Consider the following 19,308-nt stretch of genomic DNA (forward strand, 5'->3'; position numbering starts at 1 on the left):
TGGTCTACAGCTACATCAACAATTACCGATCCCTGCTGCATGAGTTTGAGCATATCCCTGGTAACCAGCTTGGGTGCCTTGGCTCCCACCACCAGAACAGCGCCTATCAGCAGATCAGTCCGGGGGAGCAGCTCGCGCAGAGTAACCGGATCTGAATAAAGCGTGGTCACGTTTCTGGGCATGACATCGTCCAGATACCGCAATCGGTTTACGTCCATGTCCAGAATGTAGACGTTGGCTCCCATGCCGGCGGCGATTTTGGCAGCGTTGAGGCCCACTACCCCGCCGCCGATAATGGTCACCGTGGCCGGCTCAACACCAGGGACACCTCCAAGCAATACACCGCGACCACCATTGCTCATCTCCAGCATCCGGGCCCCCTCCTGGATGGCCATACGACCGGCCACTTCCGACATGGGTACGAGCAAGGGCAACTCGCCATTACTCGTCTGTACGGTCTCATAAGCTATCGCAGTGGCGCCCGTATCGCGAAACCGCTCAGTAAGTTCGCGATTAGCCGCAAAATGGAAATACGTGAATATCACCTGATTTTCCAGGATCATGTCCAGCTCCTGGGACTGCGGCTCCTTTACCTTGACGATCAACTCCGAGTGGCGGAAGATCTCCTCTGGAGAGGCGATAATCTCAGCGCCCGCCCTTTTATAATCATCATCGAAAAAGCCACATCCCAAGCCACCTTTATGCTCAAGCAAAACCCTGTGACCCATACTGGTGAGGTGTTCAACCCCGAAGGGGGTCATGGCAATACGGTTCTCTTGGGTCTTGATTTCCTTAGGTACACCGATAACCATATGCGACTTCCTATGGGTGGAAGGGAGTTACGGGCGAGCTAAACTAAGGGCGTGTCCCTCGAGGCGGGCGGTTTGGACGGCGACCGCTTCGACTAGTGTTGCCGGAGCGACGTGGCCGTCTCCGTCCACCGCCGTTTCCCGTATGGTGTTCACGGCGAACAGGTTCGGTCCAACCAGCGGGCTTTTCAAGCAACACCTTACGGCTGAAGTCCAGCCGGCCAAGCTCGTCAATCTTGATCAGCTTAACGTCTACTTCATCGCCGATTTTTAAAACGTCCTCCACTTTATGGACCCGATTCCAATCAATCTCGGAGATGTGGATGAGGCCTTCCTTGCCGGGGGCGATCTCCACGAAGGCCCCGAAGTCCATAACACGCCGGATAGTACCGTGATAGGTAGAGCCCACCTCGGGTTCACTGATTATCAGCTTCACCATCCGGATAGCGTCATCCATATTATCCCTGCTAGTGCCACTTATAACTACCGTACCGTCATCATCTACATCAACGTTACAGCCCGTCTCCCGAGTAATAGACTTCACAACCCGACCACCGGGGCCGATAAGATCCCCGATCTTCTCAGGATCAATAGTGAGCAGGAAAATACGGGGGGCGAAATCGCTGATTTTAGGACGCGGTGCTTCCAGGACCTCCATCATCTTGTCCAGGACATGGAGCCGGCTTTCCCGAGCTTGCTCTAACGCCTCACGCATAATCTCAATGGAAATCCCCTCCCGTTTAAGGTCCATCTGAATGGAATTGATTCCTTCGCGGGTACCGGCCACCTTGAGATCCATATCCCCGAGGTGGTCTTCAGTACCCAGAATATCCGACAGGATCACGTAGCGGTCCGATTCCATTACGAGACCCATAGCAATGCCGGCAACGGGGGCCGTGATGGGCACACCGGCGTCCATGAGGGCCATACACGAGGCACAAACCGTCGCCATGGAAGAGCTCCCGTTGGACTCCAGGATTTCTGAAACGAGACGCACCGTGTAGGGGAATTCCTCAAATTTGGGCAAGACCTGTTGCAAGGCCCGCTCGGCCAGACTACCGTGTCCAATTTCCCGGCGACTCGTGCCCCGCATAGGCCTTACCTCACCGACGGAAAAGGGTGGGAAGTTGTAGTGAAGCATGTGGCTTTTATAATAGATCCCCTCAATATCGTCTATCAGCTGCTCGTCCTTTTTGGTGCCCAGGGTGGTAATGGCCAGGGCCTGGGTTTCACCCCGGGTGAACAAAGCCGAGCCATGGGTGCGAGGCAACACTTGAGTTTCAACCGTTATGGGACGGATCTCATCGGGTGCGCGGCCATCGGCACGAACACCATTCAAGGTCTTCTGACGCAGATCATCACCAATCAACTCCGAAATACGCTCGTGAATGGCCTGCTCCTGCTCGGGGAACTGCTCTGCCAGTTGTTCCTGTACCTCGTTAATGAAGTTATCGATATCCCCAAACCTGGTCTGCTTGCTCTTGGGGCTATTGAGGTCGTCCAAACGCGGCTGTACCAGGGCATCCACCGCTTTAAGGAGCTCTTCGTCGGGTTCAGGCACAGTGAATAACCGTTTTGGCTTCCCCACTTCGCCCACAAGCTCTTCCTGGAGCTCAATAATATCCTTGATGGCCTCCTGAGCGTACTGTATAGCCGTGATCAGCTGCGATTCGGTAATCTGGTCAGATTCACCCTCAACCATGATGATGGCATCTTTCTTCCCCACCACCACGATGTCCAAGGGGCTCGATTCCAGCTCGGTGTTGGTTGGGTTGAGGCACATTTTGCCATCTATCATGCCGATGCGCACGCCGGCCACGGGGCCGTTCCAGGGAATATCAGAGATGCTCAGGGCCGCCGATGCGCCAATGATCCCGAGGATATCCGGGGAATTCTCGGCGTCAGCGGAAAGGACGGTTATTATGACCTGCGTCTCGTTCCGGAAACCATCCGGGAAGAGAGGCCGAATGGGCCGGTCAGTCAACCGGGCACCCAGGACCTCCTTCTCGGAGGGACGACCCTCCCGTTTAAAGAAGCCGCCGGGGATTCGTCCGGCAGCATATGTTTTTTCACGATACTCGACCGACAAGGGGAAAAACCCTCGGTCAGGTACTTCCTCATGGGTAGCTACCACAGTGGCAAGGGCAACCGTATCGGCGTAGCCCACCAGGACGGCCCCATCAGCCTGCTTGGCCATGTGGCCGGTCTCAATGGTAAGTGTCCGACCGGCTAATTCTAATGTCTTAACGATCATGATTTTCTTCTCGCTTGATTACGTTCTTACTTTCGGTCGTACTCACTGGCGTAGACCGAGCTCTTTGATCAGCTTGGTATAGCTCTCCAGGTTAGTCCGCCGTAGATATTTCAATAGCCGCCGTCGCTGACCCACCATTTTGATCAAGCCGCGACGGCTGTGGTGATCTTTTACCTGGACTTTGGTATGCTCCGTCAGATCCCGAATCTGCTCGCTTAAAAGCGCGATCTGTACTTCGGGCAAACCGGTATCAGAAGCATTCTTGCCAAATTTATTAATCAACTCCGCTTTCCTTTCACGAGACAGAGGCATGTATCTGCTTTCCTCCTTGATATTCAGCAATCCATTTCAGCGTAATTTGCTTATCCTGATTCAGCTGGACCCGTAGCTCCTCCCGACTATCGAATTTGTACTCATCACGAATTCGATGATGGAAACGAAATGTCACTCGCAGGTCGTACAAGTTCTCCTCCGGGGGATTGACGAAATGGGCCTCGATGGTTAATGCTCTACCATCAAACGTTGGCCTATAACCCACATTGCACATACCAAAAGTTGTCCGTCGGTTGATGTCAGCCGATACGATATACACTCCCCCCTTTGGAATGAGTTGGTTAGGTTCGTCGGGGGTTAGGTTGGCAGTGGGATAATCCAGTTCCTGTCCCCGTCCAATGCCGGGGGTAATCCGGCCGGGGATTTCATAGAGCCGACCTAATAGCTGTTCGGCTTCTTCGCAGCGTCCTTCGCGCAGCAGCTGTCGGATGTTGGAGCTGCTGATGGTTGAACCGGAAGATGTTACTACCTCCACCAAGTCTACCTCATATCCAAAGGTGGAAGCGTGCTCTTGCAGGAACCGGGCATCTCCTTGCCGCTGATAACCAAAATGGTGGTCATAGCCAACAACGATGTGCGAAGGGTGGAATTGATCTACAACGATTTTCTCTAAAAAATCACGGGCTGTGATACGACTGAATTGCAGATCAAACTTCAGCACTAGGCTCAGGTCAACGCCGGCCTTTTCCAGCAGGGCAAGCTTCTTGTCCAAAGTAATAATCAGTTCCTTTTTGGGCATGCTCGGTGGCGCCAGGATGTGCTGGGGATAAGGATCAAAGGTCAGGACGACAGCAGGTACTTTTCGCTCTCTGGAGACCTCCATTAACCGCTCAATAACGGCCAGATGACCCCGGTGCAGGCCATCGAAGGTGCCTAAGGTCAAGGCCGAATTGCTTACGGGTGGTAGGTCTTCTAGGCGATAGTAGGTGTCCACGAAGCCAGTTGCTCCATTCTGACCGCATCGGCCCGTCCGTAGGGACCTACTCTGGTCCGTTCCAGGCTGGTTAAGTAACCCACCGTATTCAGTGCCTGCGCTAAATCCGACGCCAGCGAGCGAATATAAGTTCCCTTGCCACAGATCACTCGCAATACCAGCTCGTCGGGAGGAAGCCAAGATACCAGGTCCAGGCGGTATATGTGAACTGAGCGGGGCTGCCGCAACACCGTTTTCCCCGCCCGTGCCAGTTTATAGAGCCGTTCCCCGTTCACTTTTACGGCTGAGAACATTGGCGGAACCTGGTTAATGGGACCCACGAAACGGCTTAAAACCGCTGCGATATCATCGCGCGTCAGCGGTGGTACCGTTACGGTGTCAGTCACCGTCCCGGTGGGATCCAGCGTATCGGTTGTTACCCCGAGCTTCACGTCGGCACGATACTCTTTCTCCAGGTCCATAAGCTGGGAGATCCGCTTGGTGGCTGCGCCCAGACAGAGCACCAGCACTCCTTCGGCAAAGGGATCCAAGGTACCAGTGTGCCCCACTTTCCTCACTTTGATCGCCGATCGCACTTTCTTAACCACGTCGAAGGAGGTCCAATCTCTGGGCTTCCAGAATGGTTGGACAAGGTCTATCACCGTTTGGCAGCCGGATCGTCCCGGTGAAGCTCTTCTAACAGGGTAGTAATTCGGGCAGAACGCTCCACCGATTCATCCAGGAAAAATCGCAGCTCCGGTACATACTTTGCCCGTAGTTCGGTCCCCAGATGATACCGGATTTCTTTCTTGCGACGAAGGAGATCCTGGAGGACTTTATCCCTAGGAGCGCTGGGGTTTAAGAGGCTCAGGTAAACTTTAGCGATGCGCAGGTCCTTGGTGATATCCACATGCATGACGGTGATCATCCCGGCAGTGGGAATCTTAATTTTGGTGAGAAAGACCTCGCCTAGGATACTTTGCACCTCCTCGGCCATCCTAAGTGACCGGAGAACCGTGGTATGGAGGGAATCAAGCAAGGGTTCGCTTTACTTCCTTCACTTCAAAGATTTCCAGGACATCCCCTTCCTTGAAATCAGCGAATCCTTCAACGCCAATGCCGCATTCATATCCTTCCTGCACTTCTTTCACATCGTCCTTGAAGCGCTTTAGAGAAGTGACCTGACCTTCATGGAGCAACTTGCCATCCCGTTTTATCCGCAGGTAAGCGTTCCGCACCGCCTTGCCCTCTTTCAAGTAGCAGCCGGCGATGGTGCCGATACCTGTGATGCGGAAGGTGACACGCACCTCGGCTAATCCCAGCGGGGACTCAACTTTCTCAGGTTCGAGGAGTCCTTCAAGAGCCAGCTTTACCTCATTTACCGCGTCATAGATTACATCGTAATTGCGAATCTCTACGTTATCCTTTTTCGCCAGTATTTTGGCACCGGAAGAAGTATTCACCCTGAAGGCAATGATCACGGCATTCGAGGCCAAAGCCAGTAAGACGTCATTCTCACTCACCATACCTACAGCGCGGTGAATGATGTCCACGGCCACTTCTTCGGTAGCGAGTTCTTGGAGCGAATCTGAAAGGGCTTCCATCGAACCGTCCACATCCGCCTTAAGCAGGATGCACAGCTGCTTGACCTCGCCTTCTCGAATCTTTCGGGAAATCTCATCCAGCGTCCGGACTCTCTTCTGGCGATATTCTATCTCCCGTCGTACTCGCGAACGCTCGGTGCCGATGCGTTTGGCTTCGCGCTCGTCTTCAAAGACGATAAACCTGTCCCCAGCCTGTGGAACGTTCTCGAATCCTTGAATCTGTACTGGATCAGCTGGAAAGGCGGTCTTTATTCGGGACCCATGTTCATCCTGCATGGCCCTTACACGGCCGATTTGACTACCACACAGGAAGGTATCACCCTGCTTCAATGTGCCTCTCTGCACCAGCACAGTGGCAACAGGACCGAGACCCTTATCCAGCTTGGATTCAATGATAGTACCGACGGCCGGTGAATCTCTGACCGCCTTTATATCCAGAATCTCCGCCTCTAATAGGATCTTGTCCAGAAGATCTTCTATGCCGTCACCATGCTTGGCGGATATTTCGGCACTCTGGACTTTACCGCCCCAGTCTTCCACTAACACTTCCTGTTCCGCCAGCTCTCGTTTGACGCGCTCGGGATCTGCCTCGGGCTTATCAATCTTGTTGATGGCCACGACAATATGCACCGCCGCAGCCCTGGCGTGGTTAATGGCCTCTATCGTTTGGGGCATAACAGCATCATCGGCTGCCACTACCAGGACCACGATATCCGTAACCTGGGCCCCGCGGGCCCGCATGGCCGTAAAGGCTTCATGGCCAGGGGTATCGAGAAATGTGATTTTCTGACTCTGAGTAAGGGCTACGCTATAGGCGCCGATATGCTGGGTTATGCCGCCCGATTCACCTACTACTACGTTCGTCCGGCGGATATAATCCAGCAGGGACGTCTTACCATGGTCCACATGACCCATCACCGTAACCACCGGTGGCCGGGACACACTCTCTGCCCTACCGGCCCTGGCCGCCATCCTCTGGAGAATAGCCTCATCATTGAGTACATCTTCCTCATCGATGTCAAAACCAAACTCCTCGGCCAGCACGGAAAGGGTTTCCAGATCAAGGCGCTGATTGATGGTGGCCATGATGCCCAGTTGCATGCAGCCGCTGATAACGTTCATAGGGGTAACGTCCATGGCGGCAGCCAGCTCCCCGACAGACATGAATTCATGGATCTTGATCTTAGGCCGGATTTCTTCAGGCGCAGCCACTTCTTCCGCCTCCACCTTCTCCCGACGATGAGGCTTGCGCTTGCGTTCCCGAGTGGCCATACTCGCCAAGGTCTGGCGAAGGGTTTGTTCTACCGATTTCGACCTGGCCGCTTCAACTTCCTCCCTCTCCCTCCTGGCTACAGGCTTCTTGCGCCCTTGGGCAATCTTGCCTTCGATCTCCTTGATATCGATGCGCTTGAGCTTGGACTTCGGCCTCTCTGGTGTGGGAGGCTTCTTCGCTACTTTCTTGGCCCTAGGCTCCGTACCTTTCTCAACACGAATCGTTTCTTTGGCAGCGACCGCTTGTTCTAGCTGCTTCTTAGCTGCTTCTTTCTTCTCTTTGCGCTTCTTCAGCTCCTCAAGAGCTAGCTGTTTGAGTTCCTCTTCCTTTTTGCGCTTAGTCTCTTTCTCCTGCCGTAGTTTTTCTTCTTCTAACTGGATCTGCTTAACCCGTTCCGCCTCTTCGATTTTACGCTGCTCTTCGACAGTCAGGATGTGATCAAAATGAGCCCGAGTGCTAGCGGCTTTTCGGCGGGCACGCTCTATATCGCGGCGAGCCATCTCCTTACGGTGCCGGTCAACGATAACCTTTTCCTTAGCAAATTCATCCAGGATACGTTCGTATAGCTCCGGCTCCACCGGTGACATGTGGCTGGAAACCTCAACACCCTCCCGCTGCAGGAAGTCAATGATCTCTGTGTGGGAGATATTGAGCTCCTTGGCTATCTGGAAAATACGTTGTTTCTTAACGATCTGTTCGGTCATCTAGTGACGTTTCGTCTTAAGCCCACCAGTTGCTTCTAGCTAACGACTTCCTTGTTGATATCTTCTGGAAAGACGGGTGCCAATCTCTATTGGACGACTCTATTGCCAACATCCTCTAATGTTGCTACTGCCTGCGACACAATGGTATGGATTTTTTCATAGGTTTTTGGGCCAAAGCCTCTGAGGGCGAGAATATCATTTGCTGGACTCTCGAGGAATTCAGCAGCAGTATGGATATCCACTTGGGCCAGCACCTCCACCTGACTCTTGCTCAACCCATCCAGCTCATCAAGATAGATGGTGCGGCGCTTTGGCCCCTCATACTCCGATTGTTTGACCGCATCGATGGTATAGCCGGTTACTTTGGAGGCCAGGACGATATTCTGACCATTCTTACCGATTGCAGTCGGTAGTTCATCATCATGGAAAACAGCCATGATGTAAGGTCGATCTTCCATGATCAGGAGATTCACCGGTTTGGCGGGTGAGAGCGACCGTGATACCAGGATCTCCGGTTGCTCGCTCCAGTTGATGATGTCGATTTTTTCCCCATTTAACTCCCGGACAATCGACTGAATGCGGCTCCCGCGCATCCCCACACAGGCTCCCACCGCGTCGATGCGCCGATCGTGGGAGTAGACAATGATCTTGCTGCGATCCCCCGGGGCACGTGCCACGCTTTTAATCTCAATAATGCCATCCTCGATCTCGGGAACTTCCATCTCAAACAAACGGATCAGGAAATTGTTATCCGCCCGCGATACCACAATGTCGGGGCCCTTGGTCGTCATTTCCACCGACTTCACCAGCGCCCGGATAGTGCTCCCCCGGCGATACCGCTCACTGGGAATCTGCTCGAACTTGGGCAAACGAAGCTCCACCTTGTCGATGTTGACATACACATTATCCCGCCGTACCTGGTGAATGTCGCCAGTGGCGATGGTCCCCAACAACTGAATGTATTCGTCATATACCGATTGCTTTTCGATCTCCCTGATCCTCTGACTGAGGAACTGCTTGGCAGTGGAAACCATTCGGCGGCCAAAGTCGGTGGGATCAATGATCTCGATAAAGGGATCCCCCACCTCAAGGTCCCGCTCCACCCGCCGCGCATCTTCAAGGCTGATCTCAGTAACCGGATTCGTCACCTCATCCACTACCGTCTTTTCTTGATAAATCTCAATCGTTCCCTTGTCCATATTCACGATGACGCTGAAGTTGGTGTATTCTTCCCCGTACTTCTTCTGTATGAGCGTCATGAAGAGCTCCTCCATAATGGAGCCCAGATGCGTCCGATCGATATTCTTTTCCCGGGCGATAGTGGAAAATGATTCGATGATTTCCTGCTGGATCAAAGAGTATTCTCCCTGGTTACCATTTCAATTGCACCACAGCCTGTTGAATCCGCTCCCAGGCGATTTCTTCTTCACCTTCGGACCGCTCCAGGACAATGCCCTTCGGACCCGTCCTGAGCAATTGCCCCTCAATGTTTGTTGCGCTCTCATCTTCTCCTATCGGTGGATGGAGCCGGACTATCAGCCGGCGTCCTACATGCCGCGGATACTGCCACGGCTCAGTCAGTCCAGCTTTCACCCCGGGCGAAGTCACCTCCAGGCGGAAGTCAGTAGTTCCAACCTGCTTTGCCACGCCCGGATCTCTGCGTACTAACTGCGATATCTCCGCAATCTCATCAATGGTAATACCTGCCGGCGTATCCACCACTACTCTGACCAGGGGCTGTCGGCCTCCCTTACTCACCGAAGCGTCAAGAACGTGGACTTCCGGCCCCAAGGCTAAAGCGGATAGATATTCAAAAAAAGCAGGCATTTACCAACATACCTAAACAAAGAAAGTGGGTCGCCCGACCCACTTTCCAAATATAAAGTTACATATTCAGCAACCAGCCAGCAAGGAGTTATACACCCTGCCTCAATTCCCCCATAGCCTCGGCAGAAGTCACTAATATTTGTATCTCGTTACGGGTTTGGAAATCCAGCTCATTATTATCAAGGAACGGCTGGAGAAGCTTCAGTGCTTCTTCAGGTTGCTGGGCCAGAAGGTAATTTCGACCGGCGTAAATGGCGTACTGGTGTTTGAGAGAGGCAGTGGGTGCTGACTTGCTGGCCTGTTTAAAGCTCTCCGCCGCCTCAGCATGGCGCTTTTGCCCCTCGGCGATTATCCCGAGCCCGGCTTGAGCGCCTGCCTTCAGGAGTGGGTCCTTCCCGTAATCATCTAAATAACGGCGGTAATGTTCCTCGGCACCAGTAGTGTCTCCCATAAAAAGTTCTGAACGGGCCAGTAAATAGAGGCCGTTGCCGAAAGACTTCAAACCGCTATATTCGTCCACATAAGCGCTGAGCTGGGAGATAACGGTGTTATAGTTGCCCTGACTGAACTCGACAAATGCTATACCTACAGCTGCGGCAGCCTTCTCGTTCTGGGATGCCCGCCAGCGAGTCACCAGGACTACCAAAACCAGCACCACCAAAGCGATTCCGCCATATCGAGACACACGCTTATTGTGAACCAACCACCAGTGGCGCAAGCGATACAACGCCTCCATCAGGGGATCGCGCTTGAGCTCCTTGCGGGTTATTTTCTTGCGAGGTTTGAGCATCTCTCTTCCTGGATTGTCACTTCCTCATCATTAAATAACTGATAAAATTAGGGGTTTCTCACCCTATTGACTACAGGTTTACCACACAAAAACTCAAACAAAAGCCCTGACCAGCGAATCCTGAAAATGCTAAGTTCTTCGACCTTTAATAAGATTGACTTGTTGGCTTATCCTGATCGAAAGGAAATTAGCCCGGTTTTTCAAGAAAGGACCTACGCACAATGCGCTATCTAATTACCATTTTCCTGACTGTTTTCCTGGCAGAGCTCGGCGATAAGACCCAGCTTGCTGTCTTGCTTTTTGCCACCCGGCCTGAAGTCTCCAAAATCGGCGTGGCCGCTGCGGCCTCCCTGGCCCTGGTAACGACCACCGTCATCGCCACCGTGATCGGGGATCGCCTCTCGCATTGGATTAATCCCAAAATACTGGCGGGTGTAGCCGGGGTAGGTTTCATCCTCATCGGTGTGCTGATGATAATCTCCATATTCAGAGCGGGACAATCCGTCTGAGCAGCCGGAAGCCGGGAACTTTTTGCTTGGTCATGGGTTTCAACCAACTAATAGTTTTTTCTGAAGTAATGAAAGTACCCAGCATACTTGTCCTGATTCTCTGGACGGTTTCTTTTGGCGTCCCATTCTGGCCCGCCGGTGTCATGGCCTGCGAGGGAACCTGTTGTACTCCGCCGGAAAGCAGCTGCTTAATTGATGATACAATGGACGGCTGCCCTGGAATGCGAACCGGTGGTACCATCCATCCCATTCCCGCCGTAACCACCCAGCACTCCTTTTCTAAGGTCCACCCGATAAAGGCGGTCATTGTCAATACTCTTTCCCTGGACATTCAATTTGCATCCCCAACCAATCAAGGACAGTCCATCCCACTTTGTCCACCATTCCTATTGCCGCCCCTGCTGATTTAGACTCACCTCATCCTTTCACTTTTGGAGGCGTTCGTCCGTTGTGGATCGGATGCCCAGCAACATTTTTTCATTATCAGAAATGACGAGGTATCATGATTTCGAAACTGGTTTCACAGCTCCTTTACGAGCTACAGTTCTCACGTGTAAGGCCTGCAAGGCCGCGCGTAATCCGAACGGCGGGACTGGCGCTATTGGCAGCGACCATAATTCCCTCGGCATTGATCCAGGGACAGTCTTCAAATACCACCCGGCAGGTCTATGAATCGATAGATGCGCTCGTTGCCGACGGGCTGGTCGCCAATCCGGAAGTGCGGGCGGCTTTCGCTCGATGGGAAGCCGTCCGGAAGCAAGTCCCTGCCCGACGCGCATTGCCGGAGCCATCAGTTCAGTACACCCACTACCTTCAGAGTGTTGAGACCCGGGTCGGTCCCCAGCGAGGGGCTGCCGGCCTATCGCAACGCTTGCCCTGGTTTGGTAAACTCAGGCTCGAGGGGCGCATTGCTGAAAGCAGGGGCCAAGCCGCATACCACCAGTACGCCGCCACCGTTCAACGAGTTGCCGCTGAGATCGAGGCCGCTTACTGGGATTATCTCTTCCTTCTGCGGGCCATTCAGATCACACAGCAGAGTGTAGAGCTGCTGCGTAATTGGGAGCAGGTTGTTCTCGCGAAATACACCACCGCCCAGGCCGGACATCCCGACGTTATCAAGGCCCAGGTGGAAGTCTTGAGTCTGGAAGATCGGATTGAATCCCTCCGACAGCGCCAACGACCACATCTCCAACGGCTCTCGGCGGCGGTTGGAATCCCACTCACGCCCGACGTCATCAGAGAGGTGCCGATTCCGCGATTTGATGCTCCGGCATCACTGGACAGCTTGCTAAGCGAGCTATTACAGCACAATCCCGAGCTGCTTGCAAGCAGGGCTCTCCAGGCGGCCGCCAGACAGACTGTCAGCCGGGAGCGATTGAATTACCTGCCCGACCTGACGGCAGGTGGTCAGGTCATTTTCACTGGTGAGAATCCCATGCTGGGCGATGATCCCCAGAATGGCAGGGATCCGGTTATGTTCAGTGTCGGTCTCTCTATCCCTATCCGGTGGAAAAAATACCGAGCTCTCGAACAATCGGCGCGAGCAGAACAGAGGTCGGCGGAATTGACCACGGCCCATATTGAAAACCGGCTGCTGTCCGGCCTGGAGCTCGTGCGCTACGAACTGCAGGATGCGGCCCGGAGGGTCAGATTGTATCAAGAGGCCCTCATTCCGCGGGCCGGACAAGCCATGCTTACCACTGAGGCCGCCTATATCAGCAATAAGGTGGATTTCTTAACCCTCATAGAATCACAGCGGGTACTCCTGGATTATCAACTCTCATACCAAGAATCGTTGGCTGACCAAGCCCGCCAGCGAGCGCAGCTTTTTGCCCTGCTCGGCAGATACCCGGTGAATACCCCGTTTATGGAGGAGAACTTGAAATGAAAACGAAGGACTATTTCAACCGTTTGATTAACTGGTTTAGAATTCTTCCCTACCGGGTCTGGATTATAGTCGGATTGGCTTTCATCCTGGGACTGCTCATCACCGGCCCTGGAAGGGAGGAGCACGAGCACGGACAGATAGTAGTAGCCGCTGCCACTCATGGTGAGGTTCGCTGGTGGACGTGCTCTATGCATCCCCAGGTGCAGCTGCCGGAGCCGGGCCAGTGCCCCATTTGCTTTATGGATCTCATCCCGGTTGCGAACACAGGCAGTGAAGCAGCTCCGCGGGAGCTCCGGATGTCTGAGAACGCTATAGCGCTGGCCGGGATCACCACTCAACGAGTGCACCGGGCGGTGGCCGAGCGGGAAGTACGCCTCGCCGGCAAGGTGGACTACGATGAGACCTTATTGGCTAATATAACTGCCTGGGTGCCCGGCCGATTGGAACGGCTATTTGTGGATTATACCGGCATCACGGTCAAAAAAGGTGACCACCTGGTGGAACTCTACAGTCCTGAGCTCTACGCGGCCCAGGAGGAGCTCATTCAGGCCCTTCAGCGAGTCCCGGCAGGTGATCAAGCCCCTGGCCGGGCCCCGGCTCAGGCCATCGTTCAAGCCGCCCGCGAGAAACTGAGGTTGCTGGGCATTACCGAAAATCAGATCAAGCAGATAGAGCAGCGCAGCACTCCGTCCGACCGGCTGACGATCTACAGCCCGATGTCGGGAATAGTGATTCACAAGGACGCTGTCGAGGGAATGTATGTTTCGACCGGCACGAGAATCTATTCTATTGCCGATCTGAGCCGCGTCTGGGTGATCCTGGAGGCCTATGAATCAGACCTCCCCTGGCTCCATTATGGGCAGGAGGTGGATTTCACCGTTGAGGCACTGCCCGGCCAGACATTTCGAGGGCGGGTCGCCTTTATCGATCCGGTCCTGGACACCAAAACCCGGGCCGTAAAGGTACGCCTCAGCCAGTCTAATCCCACTGGCGTGCTCAAGCCGGGTATGTTCGTGCGGGCTACGGTGCACTCGGTCCTGGACGCGGAAGGCCGGGTTATCAATGCCGATATGGCGGGCAAATGGGTCAGTCCGATGCACCCGGAGATCGTGAAGGACCATCCTGGCCAGTGTGACATTTGCGGCATGGACCTGGTCCGAGCAGAAGACCTGGGCATCGTTAATATCCCAGCCAGCGAGCAGCTTCCCTTGCTAGTTCCCGCCAGTGCAGTGCTGCTCACTGGCAAGCGGGCCGTGGTCTACGTTAAAAAGCCTGATATCGATGAACCCACTTTCGAGGGTCGGGAGGTGAGGCTGGGCGCCCGTGCCGGTGACAGCTGCCTGGTCCTGTCAGGGCTGAAGGAAGGCGAAGAGGTGGTCGTCAACGGCAATTTCAAGATCGACAGTGCCATGCAGATCGCCGCCAAGCCCAGCATGATGAGTCCCGTAGGTGGCATAAGCATGACGGGCCACGAACACCACGCCGTTGAGGGAAAACAACATGAGTCGACTCCCAATGCCAGAGTAGAAGATACCCAGACCGAGCCGATTAAGCCGGAGGCAGAAGCCACTTTCCTGGAAGCGTTGCAGAAAGTCTACGACCTTTACTTTCAGGCCCAGGATGCCCTGGCTGATGACCGGATAAAGGCGGCCACCGACGCCCTGGTACAGCTCAAGAAGGAAGCCCAGGCAATTCAACCAGAGCTGTCGGGCCTGAAGGGACCTACCGCGCAAGTGTGGCAAGACCACCAGGAACAACTGCTAACTGCCATGGAGCACGTTCACCACTGGCGCTCTCCGGAAGCGGCTCGCAGCGGATTTGACCGCGTTTCCCTGGTGATCATCGCCGTACAAAAGGACTTCGGCCATGCCGATGACCGGACCTACTACGAACTCTTCTGCCCAATGGCGTTCGATAATACCGGTGCTCACTGGCTCCAGACGGATAAAGCAGTAAAAAATCCTTACTTTGGGAACCGCATGCTCCGTTGTGGGGAGGTGAGATCGGTAATGCCTCCTGCGCAGACCTTCGAAAAGGAACCCAGTGAGGGGCCTACTCCTAATGGTTGAGACGACACGCACTTCACTTATTGACCGCATTATCAAAGCCAGTCTGGAAAACAAGCTGGTTGTGGGGCTGGCGCTGGTGGCGGTGGTGGCCTGGGGCCTCATGGTGGCTCCCTTCGACTGGGAAATTCCCGGCATTTCGCGGGCCCCGGTCCCCGTAGATGCAATACCAGATATTGGCGAGAACCAGCAGATCGTCTTCACCGAATGGATGGGCCAGTCGCCACAGGATGTAGAAGACCAGATCACCTACCCGCTGACAGTAGCCCTTCTCGGGATCCCGGAGGTCAAGACGGTCCGGTCATACTCCTTTTTCGGCTTCTCCAGCATCTACATCATTTTCAAGGAGAAGGCGGAGTTCTACTGGACCCGCAGCCGTATTCTCGAGAAACTGAACACGCTGCCGGCTGGTACCCTCCCCCAGGGTGTCAAGCCTACCCTTGGTCCCGACGCCACGGCCTTGGGCCAGGTATTCTGGTATACCTTGGAAGGTCGGGATGCAGACGGCAATCCCACCGGCGGCTGGGACCTCCACGAGCTGCGCTCCATCCAGGACTGGTACGTCCGCTATGGCCTGCAGTCTGCCGATGGTGTCGCCGAAGTCGCCTCGATTGGTGGCTTCATCAAAGAATACCAGATCGACGTGGACCCTGTCGCTATGCGGCAGCATGGGGTTCAGTTAGCGGATATTGTTAACGCCGTGCGCAACGCCAATATCGATGCCGGTGCCCGCACCATCGAAGTCAATAATGTGGAGTACGTTATCCGCGGGCTGGGTTTTATCGAGAGCCTGGAGGATATCGACTATACGGTCGTGAAGGCAGTCGATAACGTCCCCTTATATGTCAAAGACGTGGCGAATGTCACTTTGGGGCCGGCCCTGCGCCGGGGCGCCCTGGACAAGGAGGGGGCCGAAGCAGTAGGCGGCGTGGTGGTGGTGCGCTATGGGGAGAATCCGCTGGCGACTATTAAGAATGTAAAGGAGAAGATCAAGGAGCTCAGCCGTGGTCTACCGCAGAAGACCCTACCCGATGGCCGGCTCTCTCAGGTCACCATTGTACCCTTTTACGACCGCACCGGCCTGATCCACGAAACCCTGGGTACCCTCAATCACGCTTTGCGCGACGAGATCCTCATTACCATCATCGTCATCCTGCTGATGGTGATGCACCTGAAGACTTCAGTACTCATCACCAGCCTGCTGCCCCTGACGGTACTGATGGTATTTGTCGGCATGAAGCTGTTTGGCGTGGATGCCAATATTGTGGCGCTGTCAGGTATCGCTATCGCCATCGGTACTATCGTGGACATGGGCATCGTGGTTTCGGAGAATATGCTCAGGCATCTGGATGAAGCGGGCGAAGGTGACGATAAACTCGAGCTCCTCTTTCGCGCCGCTTCGGAAGTGGGCGGTGCCGTCCTTACGGCCGTCTCCACCACCGTGGTCAGCTTCCTGCCGGTGTTCACGATGGAGGCGGCTGAAGGAAAGCTCTTCAAACCGCTGGCTTACACCAAGACCTTCGCCCTGATCGCCGCGGTGATGCTGGCCCTGACCGTCCTGCCGCCCATGGCACACATCCTCTACGCCGGCCGCATCAAAAGGGAGCGTCTCCAGCATATCCTTTACGGCAGCCTGATCGTGGTCGGGATCGGGGTAATGGTCACGGTATCATGGTGGGCCGGGTTGCTGGTTACTCTCATAGGCGGTTACCATTTTGCCAGGGAGCTGCTACCCTTGAAGCTGCGTGGTCACGTGCCCCGCGGGGTCAACTGGCTGGCCATCGTCATCGTGGTCGTTATCCTGGCGGGCACCTGGGCTCCTCTGGGCATTGACAAGGGTACCCTGCGCAACGTATTCCTCGTGGCTTTGATGCTGGCCGTGATCATGGGAGGACTGATCCTGTTTACGCGTCACTATCCCCGCGCGCTTCGCTGGGCCCTGGATCATAAGGGGTGGGCGATGGCCGGTCCTGTAGCCCTGGTCATCATCGGACTCATGGGATGGGTGGGCTTCGATGCCCTGTTCGGCTTTATGCCCGATATCGTTAAAAAGAGTCGCCCTTACGCTGCCGCCCGTCATGCCTTCCCGGGCTTGGGCAAGGAATTCATGCCACCATTGGATGAGGGCTCCTACCTCTACATGCCGACAACCATGCCCCATGCCAGCATCGGTGAGGCCATCGACGTCCTGGAAAAGCTGGACAAGGCTCTGTATTCGGTGCCCGAAGTGGAGCTGGTAGTGGGCAAGCTGGGCCGGGCTGATACGCCCCTGGACCCCGCCCCCATCTCCATGATCGAGACGGTGGTGAACTACAAGCCGGAGTATGTCGTAGATGAAGCTGGCAACCGCCTCACGTTCAAAGTTGACGATGAGGGACAATTCCTGCGGGATAGCTCCGGCGAGCTCGTACCCGACCCGCGGGGGCGGCCCTTCCGGCAGTGGCGACCCCATATTCGGTCGGCCAGCGATATCTGGGACGAGCTGGTTAAAGTAGCCCGGATTCCAGGCACCACTTCAGCGCCGCGTCTGCAACCCATCGCGGCGCGGATCGTCATGCTCCAGAGCGGCATGCGCGCGCCCCTGGGCATCAAGGTAAAAGGCCCGGACCTGGAGATGATCGAGCAGGTAGGGCTGCGCCTGGAGCAGCTGCTCAAGGAGGTCCCTGGTGTCCAACCCGGTACTGTTATCGCCGACCGCATTGTGGGCAAGCCGTACCTGGAAATCGCTATCGACCGCCGGGCTATTGCCCGCTATGGTATTCCCCTGGGCCGCGTACAGGAGGTGATCGAGGTGGCCCTCGGCGGGAAAACCATCACCAGCACCGTTGAAGGCCGGGAACGGTATCCGGTGCGCGTGCGCTATATGCGGGAACTGCGGGATAATATCGAATCCCTGGGCACTATCCTGGTCCCCGCACCGGATGGCACCCAGATTCCCTTAATCCAGCTGGCGGATATCCGATACGTGCGTGGTCCCCAGGTCATCAAGGGTGAAGATACCTTTTTGGTAGGCTATGTACTATTTGATAAGCGGGACGGCTGGGCTGAAGTGGATGTCGTGGAGCAGGCCCAGCGCTATCTCCAGTCCCAGATCGAGAACGGCGCTTTCGTCCTTCCTGCCGGGATCAGCTACTCCTTTGCGGGCAGCTATGAGAACCAGGTCCGCTCTACGCAGCGCCTGCGGCTGATCCTCCCGCTGGCGTTCTTCATTATCTTTTTAATTCTTTATTTCCAGTTTCGGCGTGTTTCCACCACCCTTATTGTATTCTCGGGCATTTTCGTGGCCTGGTCCGGCGGATTCCTGATGCTCTGGCTATACGGTCAGGACTGGTTCCTGAACTTCAGCCTGTTTGGAGCCAATTTCCGCGACCTGTTCCAGGTCCACCCCATCAATCTGAGCGTGGCTGTGTGGGTGGGCTTCCTGGCCCTGTTCGGTATCGCCAGCGATAACGGGGTCATAATCAGCACCTACCTGGAGCAGAGCTTCTCCCGGCGCCAACCGGATACGGTCACCACCATTCGTGAGGCCACGGTAGAAGCCGGAGCCAGGCGCATCCGACCGGCCATGATGACCGCCGCCACCACGATCCTGGCCTTGCTGCCGGTGCTGACTTCCACCGGCCGCGGAGCGGATATCATGGTCCCGATGGCCATCCCATCTTTTGGCGGCATGGTATTGGCAATTATGACTACCTTTGTGGTGCCAATTCTGTATGCCGCCCGGGCGGAACGAAGGCTGCTAAGCGCTAAAGCGAGAGATCAAAGGACAGCGAATGATGATTGAGCAGCATTACCATGATCCCATATGCGGGATGACGGTGACTCCCGAGACCGCCGTCGGCACTCAGGAATGGGAAGGCACTACGTATGGTTTTTGCTCCCGACACTGCCAGGAACTATTCGCCAGCGATCCGGCCAGGTTCGCAGCCCTGGCGGCTGAGAGATATCCTGCCATCTTCGGTCCAGGTACTGAAGAAGTTAAACGGGAGATGCCTGATCCCAGCGGTGAGGCACCCGGGCACACCGATCCCGTCTGCGGCATGATGGTGGACCCGGCCAGCGCTGCCGACCAGGTGGAATATGAAGGGACCACCTACTATTTCTGCTCCAACAACTGTGCCGGGAGATTCAAGGCCGATCCCGGCGGTATCCTAACCGGGACGCCAGAAAGGGCCCGCCACCATCCCGAGGACACTCACGAAGGGATCGCCTATGTCTGCCCGATGGACCCGGAGGTGCGGGAATCCCAGCCCGGACCCTGCCCCAAATGCGGCATGGCCCTGGAGCCGGAAACGATGACCACTGCGATGGCCGCCGAATACACCTGCCCGATGCACC

16 protein-coding genes are annotated in these 19,308 nt (G+C 55.3%); 5 read left to right on the top strand and 11 right to left on the bottom strand.

Annotated features, from left to right (window positions below; all coding sequences use genetic code 11):
* The 10 genes from ACETWG_00040 to ACETWG_00085 form a co-directional block, all read right to left on the bottom strand.
* A partial coding sequence (locus tag ACETWG_00040; protein ID MFB0514978.1) for an alanine dehydrogenase occupies positions 1-812 on the bottom strand: 812 nt, incomplete at its 3' end.
* A gap of 43 nt (positions 813-855) precedes the next feature.
* The gene (pnp, locus tag ACETWG_00045; protein ID MFB0514979.1) at positions 856-3,063 is read right to left on the bottom strand and encodes a polyribonucleotide nucleotidyltransferase; all 2,208 of its coding nucleotides are present in this window, start codon (positions 3,061-3,063) and stop codon (positions 856-858) included.
* A gap of 42 nt (positions 3,064-3,105) precedes the next feature.
* On the bottom strand, positions 3,106-3,375 hold the full coding sequence (gene rpsO, locus ACETWG_00050; protein ID MFB0514980.1) for a 30S ribosomal protein S15: 270 nt from the start codon (positions 3,373-3,375) through the stop codon (positions 3,106-3,108).
* Positions 3,359-4,330 carry a bifunctional riboflavin kinase/FAD synthetase gene (locus ACETWG_00055; protein ID MFB0514981.1) on the bottom strand — a complete coding sequence of 324 codons (972 nt, stop codon included), beginning with the start codon at positions 4,328-4,330 and terminating at the stop codon, positions 3,359-3,361. Before ACETWG_00055 ends, rpsO begins: the two co-directional genes overlap by 17 nt.
* Positions 4,309-4,971, bottom strand: a complete 663-nt coding sequence (gene truB, locus ACETWG_00060) for a tRNA pseudouridine(55) synthase TruB (GenBank protein ID MFB0514982.1) — start codon at positions 4,969-4,971, stop codon at positions 4,309-4,311. The genes ACETWG_00055 and truB overlap by 22 nt, the downstream gene beginning before the upstream one ends.
* Complete coding sequence (rbfA, locus tag ACETWG_00065) at positions 4,968-5,306, bottom strand: 30S ribosome-binding factor RbfA (GenBank protein MFB0514983.1); 339 nt, start codon at positions 5,304-5,306, stop codon at positions 4,968-4,970. Before rbfA ends, truB begins: the two co-directional genes overlap by 4 nt.
* Before the next feature lie 34 nt (positions 5,307-5,340).
* Positions 5,341-7,890, bottom strand: a complete 2,550-nt coding sequence (gene infB / locus ACETWG_00070) for a translation initiation factor IF-2 (protein MFB0514984.1) — start codon at positions 7,888-7,890, stop codon at positions 5,341-5,343.
* Between the two features lie 86 nt (positions 7,891-7,976).
* Positions 7,977-9,245, bottom strand: a complete 1,269-nt coding sequence (gene nusA / locus ACETWG_00075) for a transcription termination factor NusA (protein ID MFB0514985.1) — start codon at positions 9,243-9,245, stop codon at positions 7,977-7,979.
* A gap of 16 nt (positions 9,246-9,261) precedes the next feature.
* The gene (gene rimP / locus ACETWG_00080; protein MFB0514986.1) at positions 9,262-9,717 is read right to left on the bottom strand and encodes a ribosome maturation factor RimP; all 456 of its coding nucleotides are present in this window, start codon (positions 9,715-9,717) and stop codon (positions 9,262-9,264) included.
* Between the two features lie 88 nt (positions 9,718-9,805).
* A complete protein-coding gene (locus ACETWG_00085; protein ID MFB0514987.1) occupies positions 9,806-10,507 on the bottom strand; it encodes a tol-pal system YbgF family protein in 702 nt (233 codons plus the stop codon).
* Positions 10,508-10,728: 221 nt separating this feature from the next.
* On the opposite strand from ACETWG_00085, the gene ACETWG_00090 reads away from it, so the two are divergent.
* Positions 10,729-11,016 (top strand): TMEM165/GDT1 family protein, encoded by a 288-nt coding sequence (locus ACETWG_00090; GenBank protein MFB0514988.1) that lies wholly within the window; start codon positions 10,729-10,731, stop codon positions 11,014-11,016.
* On the opposite strand, the gene ACETWG_00095 is transcribed toward ACETWG_00090, so the two are convergent.
* The gene (locus ACETWG_00095) at positions 10,994-11,323 is read right to left on the bottom strand and encodes a hypothetical protein (GenBank protein ID MFB0514989.1); all 330 of its coding nucleotides are present in this window, start codon (positions 11,321-11,323) and stop codon (positions 10,994-10,996) included. The genes ACETWG_00090 and ACETWG_00095 overlap by 23 nt on opposite strands.
* 294 nt (positions 11,324-11,617) lie before the next feature.
* Here ACETWG_00095 and ACETWG_00100 point away from each other — a divergent pair, with 294 nt between their 5' ends.
* The 4 genes from ACETWG_00100 to ACETWG_00115 all read left to right on the top strand — a co-directional run.
* Positions 11,618-12,904 (top strand): TolC family protein, encoded by a 1,287-nt coding sequence (locus tag ACETWG_00100; GenBank protein ID MFB0514990.1) that lies wholly within the window; start codon positions 11,618-11,620, stop codon positions 12,902-12,904.
* Positions 12,901-14,973, top strand: coding sequence for an efflux RND transporter periplasmic adaptor subunit (locus tag ACETWG_00105; GenBank protein MFB0514991.1), 2,073 nt, complete (start codon positions 12,901-12,903; stop codon positions 14,971-14,973). The genes ACETWG_00100 and ACETWG_00105 overlap by 4 nt, the downstream gene beginning before the upstream one ends.
* Positions 14,966-18,754, top strand: a complete 3,789-nt coding sequence (locus tag ACETWG_00110; GenBank protein MFB0514992.1) for an efflux RND transporter permease subunit — start codon at positions 14,966-14,968, stop codon at positions 18,752-18,754. The genes ACETWG_00105 and ACETWG_00110 overlap by 8 nt, the downstream gene beginning before the upstream one ends.
* Positions 18,744-19,308, top strand: a 565-nt coding sequence (locus ACETWG_00115; protein MFB0514993.1) for a YHS domain-containing protein, incomplete at its 3' end; no start/stop codon positions are given. The genes ACETWG_00110 and ACETWG_00115, both read left to right, overlap by 11 nt.

This window comes from Candidatus Neomarinimicrobiota bacterium (assembly GCA_041862535.1).
In the GTDB taxonomy this organism is placed as follows: Bacteria; Fidelibacterota; Marinisomatia; order SCGC-AAA003-L08; family TS1B11.

Coding starts and splice junctions, on each gene's coding strand:
- ACETWG_00110 (MFB0514992.1), top strand. CDS start 14,966: ATGGTTGAGACGACACGCACTTCACTTATTGACCGCATTATCAAAGCC.
- ACETWG_00105 (MFB0514991.1), top strand. CDS start 12,901: ATGAAAACGAAGGACTATTTCAACCGTTTGATTAACTGGTTTAGAATT.
- infB (MFB0514984.1), bottom strand. CDS start 7,890: ATGACCGAACAGATCGTTAAGAAACAACGTATTTTCCAGATAGCCAAG.
- ACETWG_00095 (MFB0514989.1), bottom strand. CDS start 11,323: ATGACCGCCTTTATCGGGTGGACCTTAGAAAAGGAGTGCTGGGTGGTT.
- ACETWG_00090 (MFB0514988.1), top strand. CDS start 10,729: ATGCGCTATCTAATTACCATTTTCCTGACTGTTTTCCTGGCAGAGCTC.
- rimP (MFB0514986.1), bottom strand. CDS start 9,717: ATGCCTGCTTTTTTTGAATATCTATCCGCTTTAGCCTTGGGGCCGGAA.
- rbfA (MFB0514983.1), bottom strand. CDS start 5,306: ATGGCCGAGGAGGTGCAAAGTATCCTAGGCGAGGTCTTTCTCACCAAA.
- ACETWG_00085 (MFB0514987.1), bottom strand. CDS start 10,507: ATGCTCAAACCTCGCAAGAAAATAACCCGCAAGGAGCTCAAGCGCGAT.
- rpsO (MFB0514980.1), bottom strand. CDS start 3,375: ATGCCTCTGTCTCGTGAAAGGAAAGCGGAGTTGATTAATAAATTTGGC.
- pnp (MFB0514979.1), bottom strand. CDS start 3,063: ATGATCGTTAAGACATTAGAATTAGCCGGTCGGACACTTACCATTGAG.